The 17,387-nt window shown below is 64.1% G+C and carries 15 protein-coding genes; 14 read left to right on the top strand and 1 reads right to left on the bottom strand.

Going from position 1 to position 17,387, the window contains the following annotated elements; all coding sequences use genetic code 11:
* Positions 1-49 precede the first annotated feature (49 nt).
* The 9 genes from infB (at position 50) to M1L53_RS09625 (ending at position 9,613) form a co-directional block, all read left to right on the top strand.
* On the top strand, positions 50-3,001 hold the full coding sequence (gene infB / locus M1L53_RS09665; protein ID WP_039973456.1) for a translation initiation factor IF-2: 2,952 nt from the start codon (positions 50-52) through the stop codon (positions 2,999-3,001).
* Positions 3,002-3,114: 113 nt separating this feature from the next.
* Positions 3,115-3,405, top strand: a complete 291-nt coding sequence (locus tag M1L53_RS09660; protein ID WP_003942205.1) for a DUF503 domain-containing protein — start codon at positions 3,115-3,117, stop codon at positions 3,403-3,405.
* Positions 3,406-3,715: 310 nt separating this feature from the next.
* Complete coding sequence (gene rbfA / locus M1L53_RS09655; protein ID WP_003942248.1) at positions 3,716-4,195, top strand: 30S ribosome-binding factor RbfA; 480 nt, start codon at positions 3,716-3,718, stop codon at positions 4,193-4,195.
* A 12-nt stretch (positions 4,196-4,207) separates the two neighbouring features.
* On the top strand, positions 4,208-5,200 hold the full coding sequence (locus M1L53_RS09650) for a bifunctional oligoribonuclease/PAP phosphatase NrnA (RefSeq protein ID WP_054188570.1): 993 nt from the start codon (positions 4,208-4,210) through the stop codon (positions 5,198-5,200).
* Positions 5,201-5,210: 10 nt separating this feature from the next.
* Positions 5,211-6,614: an MATE family efflux transporter gene (locus M1L53_RS09645; protein ID WP_054188593.1), complete on the top strand. Its 1,404-nt coding sequence runs from the start codon at positions 5,211-5,213 to the stop codon at positions 6,612-6,614.
* Positions 6,599-7,522 carry a metallophosphoesterase gene (locus tag M1L53_RS09640; protein WP_054188569.1) on the top strand — a complete coding sequence of 308 codons (924 nt, stop codon included), beginning with the start codon at positions 6,599-6,601 and terminating at the stop codon, positions 7,520-7,522. The genes M1L53_RS09645 and M1L53_RS09640 overlap by 16 nt, the downstream gene beginning before the upstream one ends.
* Before the next feature lie 13 nt (positions 7,523-7,535).
* Complete coding sequence (locus M1L53_RS09635) at positions 7,536-8,195, top strand: 4'-phosphopantetheinyl transferase (RefSeq protein ID WP_054188568.1); 660 nt, start codon at positions 7,536-7,538, stop codon at positions 8,193-8,195.
* 24 nt (positions 8,196-8,219) lie between these two features.
* Positions 8,220-9,140 (top strand): tRNA pseudouridine(55) synthase TruB, encoded by a 921-nt coding sequence (truB, locus tag M1L53_RS09630; protein WP_020907442.1) that lies wholly within the window; start codon positions 8,220-8,222, stop codon positions 9,138-9,140.
* Positions 9,137-9,613: a GNAT family N-acetyltransferase gene (locus M1L53_RS09625; protein ID WP_054188567.1), complete on the top strand. Its 477-nt coding sequence runs from the start codon at positions 9,137-9,139 to the stop codon at positions 9,611-9,613. The genes truB and M1L53_RS09625 overlap by 4 nt, the downstream gene beginning before the upstream one ends.
* Before the next feature lie 9 nt (positions 9,614-9,622).
* On the opposite strand, the gene M1L53_RS09620 is transcribed toward M1L53_RS09625, so the two are convergent.
* Positions 9,623-10,369: a metal-dependent transcriptional regulator gene (locus M1L53_RS09620; RefSeq protein WP_030535607.1), complete on the bottom strand. Its 747-nt coding sequence runs from the start codon at positions 10,367-10,369 to the stop codon at positions 9,623-9,625.
* Between the two features lie 117 nt (positions 10,370-10,486).
* Here M1L53_RS09620 and M1L53_RS09615 point away from each other — a divergent pair, with 117 nt between their 5' ends.
* The 5 genes from M1L53_RS09615 (at position 10,487) to M1L53_RS09595 (ending at position 17,231) form a co-directional block, all read left to right on the top strand.
* Positions 10,487-11,467: a bifunctional riboflavin kinase/FAD synthetase gene (locus M1L53_RS09615; protein ID WP_003942148.1), complete on the top strand. Its 981-nt coding sequence runs from the start codon at positions 10,487-10,489 to the stop codon at positions 11,465-11,467.
* A 158-nt stretch (positions 11,468-11,625) separates the two neighbouring features.
* Entirely contained in the window at positions 11,626-11,895 is a 270-nt protein-coding gene (gene rpsO, locus M1L53_RS09610) for a 30S ribosomal protein S15 (RefSeq protein ID WP_007735061.1), read from the top strand.
* A 438-nt stretch (positions 11,896-12,333) separates the two neighbouring features.
* A complete protein-coding gene (locus tag M1L53_RS09605) occupies positions 12,334-14,604 on the top strand; it encodes a polyribonucleotide nucleotidyltransferase (RefSeq protein WP_020907444.1) in 2,271 nt (756 codons plus the stop codon).
* A 127-nt stretch (positions 14,605-14,731) separates the two neighbouring features.
* The gene (locus M1L53_RS09600; RefSeq protein ID WP_003942169.1) at positions 14,732-16,090 is read left to right on the top strand and encodes a pitrilysin family protein; all 1,359 of its coding nucleotides are present in this window, start codon (positions 14,732-14,734) and stop codon (positions 16,088-16,090) included.
* 28 nt (positions 16,091-16,118) lie between these two features.
* On the top strand, positions 16,119-17,231 hold the full coding sequence (locus M1L53_RS09595; protein ID WP_185744503.1) for an alcohol dehydrogenase catalytic domain-containing protein: 1,113 nt from the start codon (positions 16,119-16,121) through the stop codon (positions 17,229-17,231).
* Positions 17,232-17,387 lie beyond the last annotated feature (156 nt).

Raw genomic sequence — 17,387 nt, 5'->3', positions numbered from 1 at the left:
CCCACATCTGTGGGATGCCTCCTGCTCGACCTCATCAGTGAGGAGAGCAGTGGCAGGCAAGGCCCGCGTGCACGAGTTGGCTAAAGAACTCGGTGTCACCAGCAAGGAACTACTCGCAACGCTCAAGGAGCAAGGCGAGTTCGTGAAGTCTGCGTCATCCACAGTGGAGGCGCCCGTCGCCCGTCGTCTGCGGGAGTCATTCCCGTCGGCAGGCGGAGCAGAAACCAAGTCCGAGACCGGCGCAGCCGCTCCGGCGGCTCGCCCCGCGGCAAAGCCCGGCGCACCGTCGCCGTCGGCTGCAAAGCCTGGCGCACCGCGTCCCGGCCCCAAGCCGGCCGCACCCGCACCCGCACCGGCTGCTCCCGCAGCTCCGGCCCCGGCAGCCCCCGCGGCTCCCGCAGCCGCTGCTCCGGCAGCACCGTCAGCGCCGGTCCCCACCCCGACGTTCAACGCTCCGAAACCAGCACAGCCGGCACGTCCGGCTCCGGCTGCTCCCGCAGCGTCGGCACCGGCAGCCCCCGCGGCTCCGGCCGCACCGTCCACCGGCGCAAAGCCCGGCGGACCGCGTCCGGGACCGAAGGCACCTCGCGTCGGTAACAACCCGTACTCCTCGGCACCCGCCGAGCGTCCGGCACCTCGTCCGGCTCCCGGCGCACCGCGTCCGGGCGCAGGTCAGGGCGGTTCTCGTCCGGCTCCGGGTCAGGGCGGTCCCCGTCCGGCTCCCGGTCAGGGTGGACCTCGTCCGGCTCCGGGTCAGGGCGGTCCCCGTCCGGCTCCCGGTCAGGGTGGACCCCGTCCGCCGGCAGGTCAGGGCGGACCCCGTCCCAGCCCCGGCTCCATGCCTCCTCGCCCGAACCCGGGTGCAATGCCTGCTCGTTCCGCTCGTCCCGCGCCCGGTGGCGGCGGACGTCCGGGTCGTCCCGGTGGCGCTCCCGGTGGTCGTCCGGGTGGCGGCGGCGGTGGATACCGCGGTGGCGGCGCTCCCGGCGCCGGTGCCGGTGCAGGTGCTCCCGGTGGAGCAGCTCCGGCCGGTGGATTCCGCGGTCGTCCCGGCGGCGGTGGCCGTCCCGGTCAGCGCGGCGCAGCGGCAGGTGCATTCGGTCGTCCCGGCGGAGCAGTTCGCCGTGGACGTAAGTCGAAGCGGGCGAAGCGCGCCGAGTACGAAAGCATGCAGGCTCCCGCAGTCGGCGGCGTCAGGCTGCCACGCGGCAACGGCGAGACCATCCGTCTCGCTCGCGGCGCATCTCTGTCGGACTTCGCGGACAAGATCGATGCGAACCCCGCAGCACTCGTGCAGGCGTTGTTCAACCTCGGTGAGATGGTCACGGCAACTCAGTCGGTCAACGACGAGACGCTGGAGCTGCTCGGCGGCGAAATGAACTACGTCGTGCAGGTCGTCAGCCCGGAGGACGAGGATCGCGAGCTGCTCGACAGCTTCGACCTCACCTACGGCGAGGACGCCGGCGGAGAAGAGGACCTCGAGTCCCGTCCGCCTGTGGTCACCGTCATGGGCCACGTCGACCACGGTAAGACCCGTCTGCTCGACGTGATCCGTAAGGCGAATGTCCGTGAGGGCGAAGCCGGCGGCATCACGCAGCACATCGGTGCCTACCAGGTGCTGACCGAGCTCGAGGGCAACGAGCGTCTCGTGACGTTCATCGACACCCCCGGTCACGAGGCCTTCACGGCCATGCGTGCTCGTGGTGCCAAGGCCACCGACCTCGCGATCCTTGTTGTCGCAGCCGACGACGGCGTCATGCCGCAGACGGTGGAAGCGATCAACCACGCCCAGGCGGCCGACGTGCCGATCGTGGTCGCGGTGAACAAGATCGACAAGGAAGGCGCGAACCCGGACAAGATCCGGCAGCAGCTCACCGAGTACGGACTGGTGGCCGAGGAATACGGCGGAGACACCATGTTCGTCGACATCTCGGCGAAGCAGGGTCTCAACATCGACGCACTGCTCGAAGCAGTGCTGTTGACGGCCGACGCTTCCCTGGATCTGCGCGCCAACCCGGACATGGACGCGCAGGGTGTTGCCATCGAGGCGCACCTCGACCGTGGCCGCGGCCCCGTCGCTACCGTGCTCATTCAGCGCGGAACGCTGCGGGTCGGCGACTCGATCGTTGCCGGCGATGCTTACGGCCGCGTCCGCCGCATGGTGGACGAGCACGGTCAGGACGTCCACGAGGCACTGCCTTCACGTCCGGTCCAGGTCATCGGCTTCACGTCGGTCCCCGGTGCAGGCGACAACCTGCTCGTGGTCGACGAGGACCGTATCGCTCGTCAGATCGCGGACCGTCGCAACGCACGTAAGCGCAACGCGCTTGCAGCGAAGAGTCGTAAGCGCATCAGCCTCGACGATCTCGATGCAGCTCTGAAGGAACATTCACAGCTGAACTTGATCCTCAAGGGTGACAACTCGGGAACCGTGGAGGCCCTCGAAGAGGCTCTCCTCGGAATTCCGATCGACGACGAGGTGCAGTTGCGCGTCATCGACCGCGGTGTCGGTGGCATCACGGAGACCAACGTCAACCTGGCTGCTGCGTCCAACGCGATCATCATCGGCTTCAACGTCCGCGCCGAAGGCAAGGCAACGGAGCTGGCGAACCGCGAGGGCGTCGACATTCGCTACTACTCGGTGATCTACCAGGCCATCGACGAGGTCGAGAAGGCACTCAAGGGTCTGCTCAAGCCGGTGTACGAAGAGGTCGAGCTGGGCAAGGCAGAGATCCGCGCCATGTTCCGTTCGTCCAAGATCGGCAACATTGCCGGTTGCTTGGTCACGTCGGGCAGCATCCGTCGCAACGCCAAGGCACGTCTCATCCGCGACAGCAAGGTCATCGCCGAGACGGTCACCATCTCCTCGCTCAAGCGGGAGAAGGAAGACGCTACCGAGGTTCGCGAAGGCTACGAATGTGGTTTGACCGTCACCTATTCCGATATCAAGATCGGTGACGTTCTCGAGTGCTACGAGCTTCGCGAGAAGCCGCGCGACTGATTATGTCGACACGGGCGTTGGGGCGGACGCACGTGAGTACTAGCTGACATGGACTCTCTCGGACTTGAACATACAAGTCCGAGAGAGTCCATTCGGCTCTGTATAGGGGGAAAATGTTTGTAGGGGCACTGGAGTTCGACATCCTTTTCGGCGATGTCCACTCACTCAAGGAAAAGCGTTCGATGCTGTCGCCGATCCTGACGGAACTCCGTCGATTCGGTGTGAGTGCAGCGGAGGCGGGGGAGCAGGGACGCCTGCGTCGTGCGCTCGTGGGAGTCGGTGTGGTCAGTTCGTCCGTCGATCACCTGCACGACGTTCTCGATCATTGTGAGCGGGCGGTCGCCGAGCGTCCGGAGATTCAGTTGCTGGCTGTGCGAAGGCGAATCTTCGGCCCGGAAGACTGAGCGTCATCGGGCGGTGTCGATGAGCCACGCTTCCAGACGGCGTACCGAATCGAGTTCGTCGGCAAGGGATTCGGTGGCTTCGGGACCAACTGTGGCGGTGTTTGTGCTCACGCTCGACGCATGCGACAACTGTGGAGATCGACGACGGGCCTGGCGGCGGTGGCTCGTGGTCGAAGACCTCTACCGATGGTGATTTGGTTGCCGGGTAGCCGATGGACGAGACTGTTGTCGGTAATAATTCTTGTTAACCAGAACTTTGATCGATCGAGTCACCTCGATTCGAGTGGCCAGGTAGAGGAGACTGACAGTCATGGTAGATCCAGCCCGGGCACGCAAGTTGGCAAAGCGTATCGGAACCATCGTCGCGACCGCGATCGATCACGAGATCAAGGATCCGCGACTCGCATTTGTGACCATCACGGACACCAAGGTCACCAACGATCTGCACGACGCGACGGTGTACTACACAGTCATGGGCGAGAAGGTTGATTCCGCACCCGATGTGGAAGCCGCCGCCGCAGGTCTCGAGAAGGCCAAGGGTGTTCTCCGCTCGAAGGTCGGTGCCGGAACCGGAGTTCGCTTCACACCGACTCTGACGTTTGTCGCCGATACCGTTCCCGACACCGCGCGTCATATGGAAGAACTGCTGGCCCGTGCCAAGGCCGCCGACGACGAGGTCGCCAAGGCGCGTGAGAATGCACAACCGGCCGGAGATGCAGATCCGTACAAGGAGCCGCGAGTGGCTTCGGACGAAGACGAGGCGTCGCCAGATGTTCGTGAAGCCGACTGACGCGCACCGAGAATGACGATCACCGCACTTTCGGACGTCGACCCCTGCGAGGCGAAGTTCGCTCAGGTGGCCGAGGTTCTCGAATCGGCACACACGGTGACAATTCTCTGCCATGTGCAGCCGGATGCGGACACGATCGGCAGCGGACTTGCGCTCGGTCTCGTTCTCGAGCGTCGGGGCATTTCGGTGCAGGTCGCGTTCAGTCGGCCGTCGGCGCTGCCCGAGTCGATGCGCGATTTCCCCGGTCTCCACTTGCTCGTGGCGCCCACTGATGTTCGGGAAAGTGTCGATGTACTGGTGACGGTGGATGTCGGCAGCGAGGGCCGTCTCGGTGAGTTGTCGAGTCGACTCGCCGGCGCGAATCGCACGATCGTCCTTGATCACCATCGCTCCAATTCCGAATTCGGAAGTATCAACGTCGTCGACGAAGCCGCGGCTTCGACGACGGCGCTCATCGCACGATTCTTCGATGCGTGGGGAGTCGCGATCGATCGCGATATCGCGCACTGTCTCTATGCCGGACTGGTCACCGACACCGGCTCCTTCCGGTGGGGAGGTCCGCTTCCGCACGTGCTCGCGGCGCGTTTGCTGGCGACCGGCATCGACGGCGACGCGATTGCGCGAAAGCTGCTCGACACCCATCCGTTCGGGTGGTTGCCGATGCTGGCTTCGGTACTCGGGTCCGCGGTGCTGGTCCCGGAAGCCGCGGACGGCCGTGGGCTGGTGTACGCGGTCATCCGACGCAGTGACATCGGCGATCTTCGCTCCGAGGAGATCGAGAGCGTCGTCGATATCGTGCGAACCACTTCGGAAGCCGAAGTTGCCGCCGTACTCAAAGAGTCGGTTTCCGGAAGCTGGTCGATCTCGTTGCGTGCAAAGTCGGCGATCGACGTGTCGGCGGTCGCTGAAAGTCTTGGTGGCGGCGGGCACCGGCTGTCGGCCGGATACACGTCGACCAGTTCCAGCGACGAGATTGTTGCCGCGCTCGTCGCGGCACTCGGCTGAATCCGCGGCATTGAGCGAATCTGACGCCACCTCGGCAGGATCTTCGGCAGCTGATTTCGACGTCACTGGGCGTCGAATCTTTTCCCTGGCGTTTCCGGCACTCGGGGTACTGGCAGCCGAACCCCTATATCTGTTGTTCGACATCGCCGTGGTCGGCCGACTCGGGGCACTCCCGCTGGCCGGGTTGGCGGTCGGTGGTCTGATCCTGTCGTTGGTGAGTACGCAGCTGACCTTCTTGTCGTATGGGACGACGGCGCGCGCGGCACGGCTGCACGGAGCGGGGCGCGAGCGTGATGCGGTGGGCGAGGGTGTTCAGGCGACCTGGCTGGCGGCCGCGATCGGCCTGGCCTTGGTCGTGATCGTGCAGGTGATCGCCGGCCCGCTGACTTCGGCGGTGGCCGGGACTCCCGACATCGCCGCGGCTGCGGAAAGTTGGCTCCGGATAGCGGTGTTGGGTGTTCCACTCATCCTGGTGGCCCTGGCCGGCAACGGCTGGATGCGCGGGGTTCAGAACACGGTGCGACCGCTGCGGTTCGTCCTTGTCGGCCTGGGTATTTCGGCGGTGTTGTGTCCAATTCTGGTGCACGGCTTGCTCGGTGCTCCGCGTCTGGAACTCGAAGGATCAGCTGTTGCGAATCTGGTGGGCCAGAGTGTTTCGGGTGTGCTGTTCGCCTGGGCGCTCTTTCGTGAACCGGTTTCGGCTCGACCACATTTTGCGATCATGCGGGCGCAGATGCTGATGGGCCGTGACCTGATTCTGCGCAGCCTCGCATTCCAAGCGTGTTTCGTTTCCGCGGCTGCAGTGGCGTCGAGGTTCGGTGCGGCCGTAGTCGGTGCACACCAAGTCGTCCTCCAACTGTGGAACCTGGTTTCGCTCCTTCTCGATTCCTTGGCGATCGCAGCTCAGACGCTGATCGGAGCGGCGCTCGGCGGTGGATTCGCAGCCGCGGCGAAAAGGATGACCTGGCGGATCACCGCATGGTCGACGGTATTTGCCGTGGTGCTCGCGATCTTCTTCGCCGCCGGCCACTCCGTGATCCCCGGACTCTTCACGTCCGACGCCGAGGTGCTCGGTCAGATGTCGATCGCATGGTGGTTCTTCGTCGCGATCATGCCGGTGGCGGGAATCGTCTTCGCACTCGACGGTGTTCTACTCGGCGCCGGGGACGTGGTGTTTCTGCGCAACGCGACCATGCTGTGCGCAGTTCTCGGGTTTCTGCCCGCGATCTGGCTCTCTCTCGCCTACGACTGGGGGCTCGCCGGAATTTGGGCAGGGCTTACCGTGTTCGTAGTACTTCGGATGGTCGCGGTGTCGTGGCGAGCGTTTTCCGGCAAGTGGGCCGTGACAGGTCCGGCGACGGCGAAGCGCGGAAGTTCAACTGAGGAAGCAGAGGGATCGTGGCAGCAAAGCTGATGGCGGTGAGCGACATTCATGTCGGTCACAACGGCAACAAGCCGATGACGGAGGAACTGTTTCCGGATTCGCCTGACGACTGGCTCATTCTCGCCGGAGATGTTTCCGAGAAAACTGACGACATTCGGTGGGCGTTGAAGCTCCTTCGCAGCCGATTCGCAAAGGTCATCTGGATTCCTGGCAACCACGAACTGTGGACGACCGCCAAGGATCCGGTTCAGATTCACGGAGCGCCGCGCTACGAGTACCTGGTCAACATGTGCCGCGAACTCGACGTCATCACACCCGAGGACCCGTTCCCGGTGTGGGAGGGAGACGAGGGACCGGTCACGGTCGTCCCGATGTTTCTTCTCTACGACTACTCCTTCCTGCCGGAAGGTGCGCGAGACAAGGAACACGGGCTCGAGATCGCGCGTGACAAGAACGTCGTCGCCACCGACGAGTTCCTACTCTCATCGCAGCCGTATGCGACGCGCGACGCATGGTGCCGGGCGAGGATCGAGTACACCCAGGCGCGGTTGGATGCGCTTCCCGAAGGCACAAGAACCGTTCTCGTGAACCATTTCCCCATGGTCCGGCAGCCGACGGACGTGCTCATGTATCCGGAGTTCGCACTGTGGTGCGGAACCACCGCTACCGCCGACTGGCATGTGAAGTACAACGCGGTGTGCTCGGTGTACGGGCACCTGCACATCCCTCGAACCACGTACTACGACGGCGTCCGCTTCGAGGAAGTCTCACTCGGATACCCGCGCGAGTGGCGTCGGCGTGGACTGCCGGAGAAGTTGTTGCGTCAGATTCTTCCCGTTCCGGAGTACCCGCCGGGAACGCTCAACAAGTGGGGTGGCCACTTCAAGGTCACGCCGGAGCAGGAAGCCGAAGTCGAGCGCATGCGCGCCGGACGCTGAGAGGTATCGCTACGTGATCGAACAGATTCTTCCCGGTGGAGTTGCGACGGCCGAGGCCTTCGTGGATCCGCCCGGTCTGGTTCCGCACCCCAGTGAGGAGGCGTTGATCGGCCGCGCGGTCGAGAAGCGTCGTCGTGAGTTCGTGACCACCCGGCACCTTGCGCGTCAGGCGATGGGCAAGCTCGGTGTTCCGTCTGCCGCTGTCATGCGCGGTGAGCGTGGTGCGCCGCTCTGGCCGCAGGGATTGGTCGGGAGCCTCGCCCATTGCGACGGCTACCGCGGCGCTGTCCTGGCGTACTCCATGCAGGTCCGCTCACTCGGTATCGACGCCGAGCCGCACGGCCCGCTGCCGGACGGGGTATTGCCCGCGGTCAGCATCGAGGCGGAACGAACGTGGTTGGACACTCAGGAAACCGGCGGTCCGGTGCACTGGGATCGAGTGCTCTTCTGCGCGAAGGAAGCCACGTACAAGGCGTGGTTTCCGCTCACCGGGCGCTGGTTGGGTTTCGAGGACGCCCACATCACGTTCGAGGCGGAGTCGGAAACGTCCGGCACTTTCAACTCGCGTCTGCTGGTCCCCGGTGAGGCGACGTCCGGTCCGCCGCTCACCTCTTTCGACGGCAGGTGGTTGGTGTCGGACGGACTCATCCTGACGGCAATTTCGGTGCAGTGAGCGCGACTGGCAGAATCGGCACACGTGTCAGCTCGTGAAAAGCCTTCCTCCGGTCTTGTCGGCGCCGGAATTCTGATTGTCGACAAAGAGGCGGGTATCACCAGCCACGACGTGGTCGCTCGGTGCCGCAAGTTGTTGAACACCCGGAAGGTGGGACACGCCGGGACGCTGGATCCCATGGCGACCGGTGTTCTCGTTCTCGGCGTCGAGCGTGCGACCAAGTTGCTCGGACTCCTGGCGCTGACAACCAAGGCGTACTCGGCGACCATTCGCCTCGGGGCAGCGACGGACACGGACGATGCCGAGGGGGAGGTCCTGACCTCCGCAGACGCTTCGCAGGTGACGGACGCGGAGATCGCGGCGATCGTGGCCACGCTGACCGGGGACATCAAGCAGATCCCGGCAAGCGTGAGCGCTATCAAGGTGGACGGTCAGCGCGCACATGCTCTGGTGCGTGCGGGAGAAACCGTCGAGCTGGCGCCGCGTCCGGTAACGGTGTCGACTTTCGAGGTTCTGGCTCGGCGAGATGTCCCGGGTGGCTTCGTCGATCTGGACGTCGACGTGGAGTGCTCGTCCGGTACGTACATCCGCTCGCTTGCCCGCGACCTCGGTCGTGAATTGGGCGTCGGCGGTCATTTGACGGCACTGCGCCGCACCCGCGTCGGGCCGTTCACTCTCGAACATGCGCGCACGCTCGAAGATCTCGCGGATCAGCCGGGTGTGAGCCTCGACATCGATCAGGCCGCGCAGACGGCTTTTCCGCATCGGCAGATCACGGCGGAGGAAGCCGAGGCGATCAGCCAGGGGCGCTGGCTCGAGCCGATCGGGATGAAGGGGATCTGTGCGGCGATCGATCCCACCGGTCACACGATTGCGCTTCTGCAGGAGAAGGGTCGACGCGCCAGTTCGGTGATGGTCGTGCGACCGGCGACGCTTCGCGGGTGATCGTCCGCGAGCGTGTCGACGGCGACCTCGACGGTTGCGTCGATGCGCTGGTACAGGTCCACGAGTGCGACGGATATCCGAACACGTGGCCGCAACACCCGCGCCGCTGGCTCAGTTCGCCCACGGTGGTGAAGGCGTGGGTCGGTGAGAGTGACGGTCGTGTTGTCGGTCATGTGGCCGTCGACAGCGAGGTCGCAGGTGCGCCCACAACCGCGGGATCGATAGCCGTGTCGCGATTGTTCGTTCATCCCGGCTCACGTGGACACGGCCTCAGCGATGCGCTACTTGATGCCGTGACGGATTTCGCAGCCGAGAGTCGGTCGGAACTGGTGCTCGACGTCGTCGACGACGCTCTGCCGGCGATCGCGCTGTACGAGCGTCGAGGGTGGGTGTACGTCGACGAGAGGCTCGCCGACTGGACCCGGACCGACGGCGTCCGGCCCGTGGAACGCCGATACCGACTGCCGCTTTGACTACCTCGGCTAGACGAGCCAAATTGCTTGAGCGACTGGACTTCCCAAGTCGATGGTGTTGGGGCTGTCGCCGAGTCGAACGGACACTGTCCCGGCGAAATCGCGGCGCTCCTCGACGGTGATCTCGACATCGAGACTGACGCCGACGGAATCGAAGTACCGGAGCATTTCGGGATCGGAATCGGAGATCCGGGCAACGCGGCCCCGCTCACCGTTGGCGAAGTCGCTGAGCTGGCGGGCCGGGGGAGTCGGCACCGAACCGTCGGTGGCGGGAATGGGATCACCGTGCGGGTCACGTTCGGGGAAGCCCAGTTTGGCGTCCATCCGCGAGATCATCAGATCGGAAACGGCGTGTTCGAGGACTTCGGCCTCGTCGTGGACTTCGTCCCAGCCGTATCCGAGTTCCTGAACCAGATAGGTCTCGATCAACCGGTGGCGCCGGACCATGGAGACGGCGGCGGCGCGGCCGCTGTCGGTCAGGGCGATGGATCCGTAGCGGGCGTGATCGACCAGGCCCTGGTCCGAGAGTTTGCGGATCGCCTCGGACACCGTCGAGGCCGAGACGCTCATTTTCTCGGACAGGAGCTTGGTGGAAACCCGCTCGTGGGACCACTCCTGGATAGTCCAGATGACCTTGAGGTAGTCCTGGGCCACCGACGAGAGTGCGAGCGTGTCGATTGCCGCGTCGTGCGCCGAAGTGCTGTCGCCATCCGACGTCGATGATGCTTCCGAGGTTCCGGTCTTGTGAGCTGCCACAACGCTTAGCTTAGGCTACGAAATCCGGAACTTCCGTACGTGAGCGGCAGCACAGCGGTGATTCGCTGGGCGGGTCCGAACGTGACCCGCCGCCGGTGGACCCGTAGGCTGCCAATCGTGCTGAGATGGCGTGGTCTCGACGAAGTTCCGGCCGATTGGGGTCGTTGTGTGCTCACTATCGGTGTGTTCGACGGTGTGCATCGTGGGCATGCCCAATTGATAGCGAGAGCGGTTACCGCTGCCCGCAAACGTGGTGTTCCGAGCGTGTTGATGACGTTCGACCCGCATCCCATGGAGGTTGTGCGGCCGGGTAGTCATCCAGCCCAGTTGACGACGCTGCAACGGCGTGCGGAATTGGCTCAGGATCTGGGCATCGACGTGTTCTGCGTGATGCCGTTCACTGCTGATTTCATGAAGCTGACGCCGGAGCGCTACGTCCACGAGATTCTCGTCGAACGTCTACATGTCGCCGAGGTCGTGGTGGGGGACAACTTCACCTTCGGCAAGAAGGCGCTCGGCAATGTCGATCTTCTTCGTGAAATGGGCGCTCGCTTCGGCTTTGCCGTCGACGGCGTCCAGCTGCTCGCCGAGCATGCGGTGACGTTCTCGTCGACCTACATCCGCTCGTGCGTCGACGCAGGCGACATGGAAGCGGCTACCGAAGCTCTGGGCCGTCCACATCGTGTCGAAGGTGTGGTCGTCCACGGTGACAAGCGTGGACGCGAGTTGGGGTTCCCGACGGCCAACGTTGCACCGCCGATGTTTTCGGCGATTCCGGCCGACGGCGTGTACGCGGCGTGGTTCACGGTGCTCGGTGCCGGCGAGGAACTCGGAACCGTCGTTCCCGGTCGCCGATACCAAGCCGCGGTGTCTGTGGGTACCAATCCGACCTTCTCCGGCCGGACCCGAACCGTCGAGGCATACGTTCTCGACACCGAAGCAGACCTGTACGGACAACACGTCGCGGTCGACCTGGTTTCGCGGATTCGCGGTATGGAGAAGTTCGACTCGATCGAGTCGCTCATCACGGCGATGAACCGAGATGTCGAACGCGCACGCCGGATTCTGAGTGAGGATGCAGAACGTAGCGTCGGTTGAGTTCCTCCTGTGTCAGTGGCGGCCGCCACATTCGCTCCAGGTGGGCGAGAGCGCCTCATTGTTGCTGGTAGGATCTTCTCTCGGTGCGTGCTGCGGTTTGCGGTGGCCGCGCCCGATCTAGTTCCTTTCACGCAAACGTCATCACAGGAGTGAATCAAGTGGCATTGACCACGGAAGAAAAGAAGGCCGTTCTCGGCGAGTACGGCTTGCACGAGACCGACACGGGATCGCCTGAAGCTCAGGTGGCAATGCTCACCAAGCGCATCACCGATCTCACCGAGCACCTCAAGACCCACAAGCATGACCACCACTCGCGTCGTGGACTGCTCTTGATGGTCGGTCGCCGTCGTCGTCTGCTGAAGTACGTGGCAAAGACCGACGTCGCTCGCTACCGCACGCTCATCGAGCGTCTCGGCCTGCGTCGCTAGATTTTTCTCACGACGCTGATCGAAAGCAACACGGCATGCTTCGGTTTGCCGAACACTCCGTCAGCCGGCGAAGCCACGCATATACTTGGCTTCGCTGGCTTTCGGCGTTAGCTGCCGCAAGGCAGTTTCCGCTGTCGGCGCTATGCACAGTTGTCTAGGCGCAGTTGTGCAGTACGCAGCCAGCACACCGTATGCACCAGAGAACGTGGTGTCGGTTGTCGGTAGTGGTTCTCCGGACCGGGCAAGAGCCCGAAAGCTCCGGCGGACTTCGATCGACGGCCGCCCGAACGTCGTGACGTCCCGAAGCAGAAATCGCTCGCATCGCAAGGAGCGTCTGCAATTCAAGAGGGGGACGTCCCTCGGTGCGCAGTTTCCACCAGGAGGGTGGAAACGCCCGCGCGGGTACGGCGAAGACGAGAGGGAAGTGAAGAGAAAAGAATGACAGAGAATTCCGTAGTAGAGGTCGACGAAGGCGTGTTCGAATCCACCGCCGTGATCGACAACGGGTCCTTCGGTACCCGCACCATCCGTTTCGAGACCGGACGCCTTGCTCAGCAGGCCGCCGGCGCCGTCGTTGCTTACCTGGACGACGAGACCATGCTGCTGTCCGCCACGAGCGCCAGCAAGCACCCCAAGGAGCACTTCGACTTCTTCCCCCTGACGGTGGACGTCGAAGAGCGCATGTACGCAGCGGGCCGCATCCCCGGTTCGTTCTTCCGTCGTGAGGGACGCCCCTCCACCGACGCGATCCTGACCTGCCGCCTCATCGACCGGCCGCTGCGTCCGTCGTTCGTCGACGGTCTCCGTAACGAGATCCAGGTCGTCGTCACGGTCATGAGCCTCAACCCGCAGGATCTGTACGACGTCGTGGCTATCAACGCCGCTTCCGCGTCGACGCAGATCGCGGGCCTGCCGTTCTCCGGCCCCGTCGGTGGCGTGCGCGTTGCACTCATCGTCTCCGAGGACAACAAGGCCGGCCAGTGGGTTGCATTCCCGACGGTCGATCAGCTCGAGAACGCTGTCTTCGACATGGTCGTCGCCGGCCGCGTCGTGTCCGGCAGCGGTGACAACGCCGACGTCGCGATCATGATGGTCGAGGCCGAGGCCACCGACAACGTCATCGCGAAGATCGCCGACGGCGCTCAGGCACCGACCGAGGCCATCGTCGCCGAAGGCCTCGAGGCCGCCAAGCCGTTCATCGCACGTCTGTGCGCTGCACAGGCAGCACTGGCATCCAAGGCTGCAAAGCCCACGGGTGACTACCCGGTCTTCCCGGCGTACCAGGACGACGTTTTTGCTGCCGTCGAGGCCGCTGCGTCCGAAAAGCTCAATGCCGCACTGACAATCGCCGGCAAGCAGGAACGCGACGACAAGACCGACGAGGTCAAGGTCGAGGTTCTCGAGCAGGTTGCACCCAACTTCGAAGGCCGCGAGAAGGAACTGGGAGCAGCGTTCCGCTCGCTCACCAAGAAGCTGGTTCGCCAGCGCATCCTGCGCGATCAGTTCCGCATCGACGGCCGCGGCGTCACGGACATCCGTTCGCTGTCCGCCGAGGTCGCGATCATCCCGCGCGCACACGGCTCCGCACTGTTCGAGCGTGGCGAGACCCAGATCCTGGGTGTGACCACTCTCGACATGGTCAAGATGGCTCAGCAGGTCGACTCGCTCGGTCCCGAGACCACCAAGCGCTACATGCATCATTACAACTTCCCGCCGTACTCCACCGGTGAGACGGGCCGCGTCGGTTCGCCGAAGCGTCGCGAAATCGGTCACGGTGCACTCGCCGAGCGCGCCCTCATGCCGGTTCTGCCCAGCGTCGAAGAGTTCCCTTACGCGATTCGCCAGGTCTCCGAGGCTCTGAGCTCCAACGGTTCCACCTCGATGGGCTCGGTGTGCGCGTCCACGCTCGCACTGCTCAACGCCGGTGTGCCGCTTCGCGCTCCGGTTGCCGGTATCGCCATGGGTCTGGTTTCCGACCAGGTCGACGGCGAAACCCGTTACGTCGCGCTGACCGACATCCTCGGCGCCGAAGACGCCTTCGGCGACATGGACTTCAAGGTCGCAGGTACCAAGGACTTCGTCACGGCCCTGCAGCTGGACACGAAGCTCGACGGCATCCCGTCGCAGGTCCTCGCCGGTGCACTCTCGCAGGCCAAGGACGCACGGACCACGATCCTCGAGGTCATGGCGGAAGCCATCGACACCCCGGACGAGATGAGCCCGTTCGCTCCCCGCGTGACGGCCATCAAGGTCCCCGTCGACAAGATCGGTGAGGTCATCGGCCCCAAGGGCAAGATGATCAACTCCATCACCGAGCAGACCGGTGCCAACATCTCCATCGAAGACGACGGCACCGTGTTCGTCGGCGCCACCGATGGACCGTCTGCACAGGCCGCGATCGACATGATCAACGCCATTGCCAACCCGCAGCTCCCCAAGGTCGGCGAGCGGTTCCTGGGCACGGTCGTCAAGACCACCGCCTTCGGTGCCTTCGTTTCGCTCCTGCCGGGACGCGACGGACTGGTGCACATCTCGAAGCTGGGCAGCGGTAAGCGCATTGCCAAGGTCGAAGACGTGGTCAACGTCGGATCCAAGATCCGCGTCGAGATCGCCGACATCGATGCTCGCGGCAAGATCTCGCTGATCCCGGTCGAAGAGGGCAACGACGAGGCTGCCGCTCCGGCCGCCGACGAGGCTGCTTCCGAGTAGATCTCACTTCGTACTCTGATGCGGCCCCGCGCGGATTTCCGTGCGGGGCCGCATCTGTACTGTCTGTAGACACAGAGCCTGTAGATACCTGATTGACCACTTGCACCGAGGACTGCTGAACCTTTTCATGGCAAAGACCACTCCCAACACCACGCGCAGCCGCAGCGCTGTGCTGAAATCGCCGATCGATGCGACTCCCGAATCCGGAGTACAGCGCACGGTCCTTCCCGGCGGCCTGCGCGTCGTCACCGAGTTCATTCCCGGTGTGCGTTCCGCCTCCGTCGGTGTGTGGGTCGGAGTCGGCTCGCGCGACGAGCAGCCGAGTGTGGCCGGTGCCGCGCATTTTCTCGAGCACCTGCTGTTCAAGTCGACGCCGTCACGGACGGCGTTGGACATCGCGCAGGTCATGGATGGTGTGGGCGGCGAACTCAATGCATTCACGTCGAAGGAACACACCTGTTTCTACGCGCACGTGATCGACGACGACCTTCCGATGGCGGTTGACCTTGTCGCCGACGTCGTGCTGCGAGGGCGTTGCAGAACCGCGGACGTCGACGTCGAGCGGCAAGTAGTGCTCGAAGAGATCGCGATGCGTGACGACGATCCGGAAGACTTGCTCGGCGACGCGTTCCTGACCGCGTTGTTCGGCGATCATCCTGTCGGCCGTCCGATCATCGGTAGCGTCGAATCGATCGAGTCGATGTCGCGCAATCAGTTGCATTCCTTCCATGTTCGGCGTTACACACCGCAGCGGATGGTGCTGGCCGTAGCGGGAAACGTCGACCACAAGCAGGTAGTGACGCTCGCTCGCCGTGCATTTGCCGGACATCTCGAGCGCGGGGTCAAGCCGGCGCCGCGGCGCGAAGGCACTCTGCGGTTGCGCACGATGCCTGAACTGAGCTTGACCCACCGCGACAGCGAGCAGGTCCACCTTGCGCTCGGGGTACGCGCGTTCGGCCGGCATGAGGGCCATCGCTGGGCGCTGTCTGTGCTCAACGCCGCAGTGGGCGGTGGGCTGAGTTCTCGTCTGTTCCAAGAGATTCGGGAGAAGCGCGGGCTTGCGTACTCCGTCTATTCGGGCGTCGACACCTTCGCGGACACCGGAGCGTTCTCCGTGTATGCAGGTTGCCAGCCGGAGAACCTCGGGGAGGTTGCCACGGTGATCCGCGAGGTACTCGCGAACGTGGCGACGGACGGAATCACCGATGCCGAGATCGCCCGCGCCAAGGGATCGCTGCGCGGCGGATTGGTTCTGGCACTGGAAGATTCAGGCTCACGCATGAACCGTATCGGTCGCAGCGAACTGAACTACGGCAACCATCGCAGTGTTGCGCAGACGCTCGCGACCATCGACGCAGTCACCTCCGAAGAGGTGCTCGAGGTGGCGCAGGTGCTGTTGACGAGGCCGTTTGCAGCCGCCGTCGTGGGTCCGTACAAGCGGGTTCGTGACCTCCCCGCGTCGGTACGCGGGATCGTGGGCAAGTAGTTCGAACTATCGAAATCGGGGTGTGCAGTTGAAGATCCGTGGTGCAGTGCTCGAAGAGATCGGCCGGAAGCGTCCCTTCGCAGAGTCGACTCCGATTTCGATTTCGGAACTCGACCTCGAATCCCCGGGCCCGGGTGAGATCCTGGTCAAGATCGAAGCTGCCGGGCTTTGTCACTCCGACCTCTCCGTGGTCGACGGGAATCGGGTACGACCCGTCCCGATGTTGTTGGGCCATGAGGCGGCAGGTCGAATCATCGAACTCGGCGACGGAGTTGATTCGTTGTCGGTGGGCACCCGCGTCGTGATGACTTTTCTTCCGCGGTGCGGTGAATGTGCGGGATGCGCCACTGACGGCCGGATGCCTTGCACGGTGGGTAGCGCTGCCAACAACGACGGCAGTTTGCTCGGTGGCGCGCAACGACTGCGGCGCTCCGGCGAGAACGTCAAACATCATCTCGGTGTTTCGGGTTTCGCGACGCATGCTGTGGTCAACGCCAAGTCGGTTGTTCCCGTCGACGACGACATCCCGGCCGAAATTGCAGCCGTACTCGGTTGCGCGGTGTTGACCGGTGGGGGAGCGCTCCTCAACGCGGCGAAGCCTCGCCCGGCAGACACCGTGATGGTGGTCGGCTTGGGTGGCGTCGGGATGGCCGCAATCCTGACGGCGAGGGCACTCGGGGTCGAGAACGTCATCGGTGTCGACGCACTGGAATCCAAGCTGGCTCAGGCGCTGGAACTGGGCGCGACCGAGGTCTTCACACCGTCCGGCCTGTCCGAGAGTGGCGTTCGCGCAGACATCGTCGTCGAGGCCGCGGGAAATGCTCGGGCCTTCGAGACAGCGGTGGCTGCGACGGCAGCGGGTGGCACGACCGTCACGGTCGGGTTGCCGGCGCCTGACGCGCGCTCGTCGATCTCACCTCTCGGACTGGTCGCCGAAGCGCGGACCATTATCGGCAGCTACCTGGGATCTGCGGTCCCGTCCCGCGACATCCCGATCTACGCGCAGTTGTGGCGCGACGGGAAGCTGCCGGTCGAGAAGCTCATTTCCTCGCGAATCGAATTGGCCGACATCAATTCGGGTATGGACGAACTCGCCGACGGAAAAGCAATCCGACAGGTCATTATCTTCGACGCGGAGTAGGTGCACGTCGGTGTTATGCAGCGGAAATGAGGCGTTTGCGCTCCCGATTCCCTCCCGAGTCGCCACGGAAAATCGTTACCCGTTGTAACGCTCCTCTCGTACTGGACGACTACTCGAATGACGTTGCGTGACGCCCCGGGGGTCGGTCGTACGTTT

The organism is Rhodococcus sp. T9N, from assembly GCF_024436645.1.
GTDB classification, from domain to species: Bacteria; Actinomycetota; Actinomycetes; order Mycobacteriales; family Mycobacteriaceae; genus Rhodococcus_F; species Rhodococcus_F qingshengii.
This window is presented reverse-complemented; position numbering and strand designations above follow the sequence as displayed.